Raw genomic sequence first — 4,449 nt, forward strand, 5'->3', positions numbered from 1 at the left:
GTTTTTTGCCGGATAATTTTAAAATCCAGCTTGCGTTTATTTAATGCCATTTATTACTTAACCCGAAATTCATATTCAAACCTGTTTTTCCGCATTAATCCGGCTATTTCTCTGGCCTGACGCGGTGGTGAAACGGCAGTGCATCAGCCGTTGATAATCTTTCCCGGCCATCATCGCGTGAAGTGCTGTTCAGTCATGATTTTGCCCCACTGATCGCCCTGCCACTCGCGCGTCAGGGTGAAGCCTGCCTGCTCGTAGAGTCGTCTGGCCGCATCCAGCCCACTGAAGGTCCACAGTTGCGTTGCGCTAAAGCGCTGACGATCGCAGAACGCCACAGCCTCATGAAGCAAGCGTCGCCCGATGCCGCTACCGCGACACGTCTCGTCAAGAATAAACCAGCGCAGATGGGCCTGATTATTGCCAAGATCCTCTCCGTCAATCGCCACTGAACCGACAATATTATCGTTATGCACTGCCAGCCAGATTTGATTGCGCTCACTTCCCAGCCGTCCGGCAAACTCTGCCAGCCCGCTGGCGACTTTGCCTTCAAAATAGTGACCAAACTGATGATGCCGGGCATAGTAACGGCCGTGCATTTCGGCGATGCGGCCGATCATCCCGGGCCGGTAACCGCTGACGATGTCGATGGCACCTGAGGGAAGGGGCTGCGTGCCGGTCCGACAGCGGCGCACGGAGTCAGCATAAGCGCTCAGTCCCTGCGCTACCGTGCGCTGCTGTGCCGGTTCAAGCCCGGCCAGCGCGGCCAGCACCCGTTGTGCCGCGTACTGATTGACTCTGGCAACGGTAGCCATCCCCTGCGCAGTCAGTTTCAGCCTTTTAATCCTGGCATCACTGCCGTCAGCGATTTCCTGCACTTCACCAGCCGCCACCAGTCTGGCCAGCATGCGGCTGACGCTCGATTTTTCCAGACCGAGCAAGTCCACTAACTGTGCAGCCGTCACTGTGCCCTGGGTTTCCATCTCCAGCAGCGTGTGGACAGCAGAAGGCGAATAGTCCGTTGCCGCCAGCGTCGGGCGCATAAACCCGAGTTCACGTACCATCAGTCGGGAGGCGGAACGTATCTGATTAACTAACGATTCAGTGGTCATGGTACAAACGCCCAGTGGTTATAAGGTTGTATAATACAACTATTAATCGGGCTGATTGTCAACAGACTAACCGGCGGCGCCAATACGGGTGAGGGCGAGCGCTCACCCTGGCAAGGCTGCATCGCATGAGGGGCAGGAATGAAGCAGCATGATATTAAAGGGGTCTGCGGTGATCGTCCTTATTGAGCGAAAGCAGCGCGATAAAACTCACTACGGCGGTGGCCATCACATACCAGGCGGGAATGTCGGCATTGCCGGTTTGCTTCATCAGGCCGGTAATGATCAGACCTGCGCAGCCGGAAAACAGCGCGTTGGAGAGCGAATAGGCCAGCCCCAGCCCGGTGTAACGCACGCGGGTCGGGAACATCTCGGCCAGCATCGCCGGTCCCGGTCCGGCCAGCATGCCCACCAGCGCACCGGCGATAAACACCACCAGCGCTTTGATCGCCATACCGCTTTCCGGATGCTGCAACACTTTCAGCAGCGGGAAAGCCAGCACCAGCAGCAAAAACGTCGCCAGCAGCATTACTGTGCGGCGGCCATAGCGATCGCTGAGTATGCCGGCCGGCAGGATGGTGGCGGCAAAGCCGAGGTTAGAGATCACCGCAATCAGCAGCGCCTGATTAAAGCCGGTATGCAGCGCTGCCTGCAGATAGGTGGGCATGATTACGAGGTAGGTATAACCGGCGGCTGACCATACCATTAACCGCCCAATGCCCAGCACGATAGCGCGTAGCGTGACACCCAGCGATGCCTGCTGTTGTGGTGCCGCCGGTGTCTGGCTGAACTGCGGTGATTCGTCGAGGCCGCTGCGCAGCCACAGCGCCACCCCGCCGAGCGGCAACGCCAGCAGGAAAGGAATGCGCCAGCCCCAGGCGTTCATGGCGGCGTCTCCCAGCAGCAGCGGCAGTACTGCCACCACGCCCGCGCCCGCCAGCAGTCCGAGCGCCACCGTCAGCGACTGCCACGCGCCATAAAATCCGCGCTTGCCGGGCGGCGCCGATTCGGTCATCAGCGAGACCGCGCCGCCGTATTCTCCGCCGGCAAACAGTCCCTGCAAAATGCGTAGCAGTGTAATCAGCAGCGGCGCAGCCACGCCAATGCTGGCATAAACCGGGACCAGACCGATGGCGACGGTGGCCAGCGTCATCAATACCAGCACCGCGATTAGCACCGGTTTACGGCCATAGCGATCGCCCAGGCGGCCAAACAGTACTGCCCCTAACGGGCGAAAAAAGAACGCCACCGCAAAGGCCGCATAGGTGAGGATCAGGCTGGTGAGGGCGCTTTCTCCTTTCAGCTGGAAGAAATGTTTAGCGATCAGCGTGGCCATGAAACCGTACACGGCGAATTCATACCACTCGATAAAATTGCCGACGGATCCGGCAATCAGTACGCGCTTTTGATTAACGGCGGCAGCCACTGCAGATGACATCATTATCCCTTAATGAGTAAAAAACAGTCAGAGAGGGACAGTCTAGCGCAGCCCGGGGCGATTATCTGAGCTATAAGTCTGACGCAGGGCACAAAAAAGGTGCGCATTGAGCGCACCTGACGTGAATATCAGCGGGGATTATGCTGGCTGCTGTTTTTTACGGCTGCGCTGTTTACGCAGTTTATCAATCAGTTTATGCGCCTCGGCTTTGGTCGCCACCGCAGGGGATGAACCTTTCAGTGGCTTACGCGCTGTCTCACTCAGCGTTAATACCGTTAACAAACCAATCACGCCGGCACCCATCATGTAATACGCCGGCATCATGGTATTGTGCGTAGTGTCGACCAGCCATGCGGTAATTAACGGTGTGGTGCCACCGAACAGCGAGACTGACAAATTAAAGCCGATAGCCAGTGCGCTGTAACGAATATCGGTGACAAACAGTGCCGGTAATGTTGCTGGCATGGTGCCGCTAAAGCAGGTATGCAGTAAGCCCAGCACAGCCAGACCGGCAAATACCCATAGCATGTTGCCAGAACCAATCAGCATGAATGCCGGAATCGCCAGCACCAATAATCCCAGCGCGCCGAAACCAATCACCGGTTTACGGCCGATGCGGTCGGTAAAATGGCCCCACATTAAGGTCAGCGGCATCATGATAAACATCACCACCATCACCAGCAGCAGACCGGATATTTCGCTCAGCCCCAGAATGCCGGTTAAATAACTTGGCATATAGGCGGTCAGCATGTAATTAGACACGTTAAACAGCAGCACCAGACCAATACACTTTAATAGTGGCTTGCTCTGCGTGCGCAGCATTTGCCACAGCGTGAGCTGCGGCTTGTTATGTTCGGCCTCTTCACGCTTATCCATATGCTCTTTAAACGCGGGGGTCTCTTCCAGCTTCAGGCGGATATACAGGCCAAACAGCCCCAGCGGCGCGGCCAGGAAGAACGGAATGCGCCAGCCCCAGTCCATCATCGCCTGATGCGGCAGCAGCGCAATCATACCTGTCACCAGGCTGGCGCCCAGCAGATAACCGGCCAGCGTACCAAACTCCAGGAAGCTGCCCATAAAGCCGCGGCGTTTGTCGGTGGAGTATTCCGCAATAAAGGTGGCGGCACCGCCATATTCACCGCCGGTGGAAAAGCCCTGCACCAGACGCGCCAGCAACAGCAGGATCGGCGCGGCAATACCGATACTGGCATAGCTGGGAATCAGGCCAATACAGAAGGTACCAATCGACATCATAATCATGGTAAAGGCCAGCACTTTCTGCCGGCCAAAGCGATCGCCGAGTGGACCAAATACCATGCCGCCAATCGGGCGCACTAAAAACGCGGCCGCAAAAGTACCAAACGACGCAATAAGCTGCGCGGTATTACTGGCGTCCGGGAAAAATACCTGGCCGATAATCACGGCAAGGTAACTATAAACGCCGAAATCAAACCACTCCATGGTATTACCCAGCGCTGCGGCGCTGACGGCGCGTTTCAATAATTTGTTGTCAATGACGGTAATATCGTCAACGGTCAAATCAGGTTTATTGGTCATCGTTCCGGTGCTCATAAACTCCCCATGAGTAAAATTGGAGCGATCTTATAGCTTTCGCAGCCGGCACTTCACAAAGGGAAATGAAAGCTATAAGAGGCTGAAAGGCGGTCACCTTAGGAAATATTTTATCTTTACGCAAGTTTGCGACATATATCCTTGCAATTAAGCGTAGCGTTAGAGTATGTGACTGTCAAAAGGCGCAGCGGCTGAAATAACCAATCGTGCTGGTCAGGGCGGAGTTTCCCGGCGCGCACACCATATTCTGTGGTGAGCCTGTGAGTGATAGCTAAATATGATGGTTTGCAGCGCGATTAATCGTGACCTGCAGCTTACCTTTCTGGCAAATAT

General features: G+C 55.8%; 3 protein-coding genes. All 3 read right to left on the reverse strand.

Annotated features, from left to right (window positions below):
* Positions 1-170: 170 nt before the first annotated feature.
* Entirely contained in the window at positions 171-1,109 is a 939-nt protein-coding gene (locus QMM04_RS21050) for a bifunctional helix-turn-helix transcriptional regulator/GNAT family N-acetyltransferase (RefSeq protein ID WP_282996939.1), read from the reverse strand.
* 154 nt (positions 1,110-1,263) lie between these two features.
* Positions 1,264-2,544, reverse strand: coding sequence for an MFS transporter (locus tag QMM04_RS21055; RefSeq protein ID WP_282996940.1), 1,281 nt, complete (start codon positions 2,542-2,544; stop codon positions 1,264-1,266).
* A gap of 138 nt (positions 2,545-2,682) precedes the next feature.
* Positions 2,683-4,116, reverse strand: coding sequence for a glycine betaine/L-proline transporter ProP (gene proP, locus QMM04_RS21060; protein WP_031280122.1), 1,434 nt, complete (start codon positions 4,114-4,116; stop codon positions 2,683-2,685).
* Positions 4,117-4,449: the final 333 nt, after the last annotated feature.

Source organism: Pantoea sp. Pa-EAmG (assembly GCF_030024295.1).
In the GTDB taxonomy this organism is placed as follows: domain Bacteria; phylum Pseudomonadota; class Gammaproteobacteria; order Enterobacterales; family Enterobacteriaceae; genus Pantoea; species Pantoea dispersa.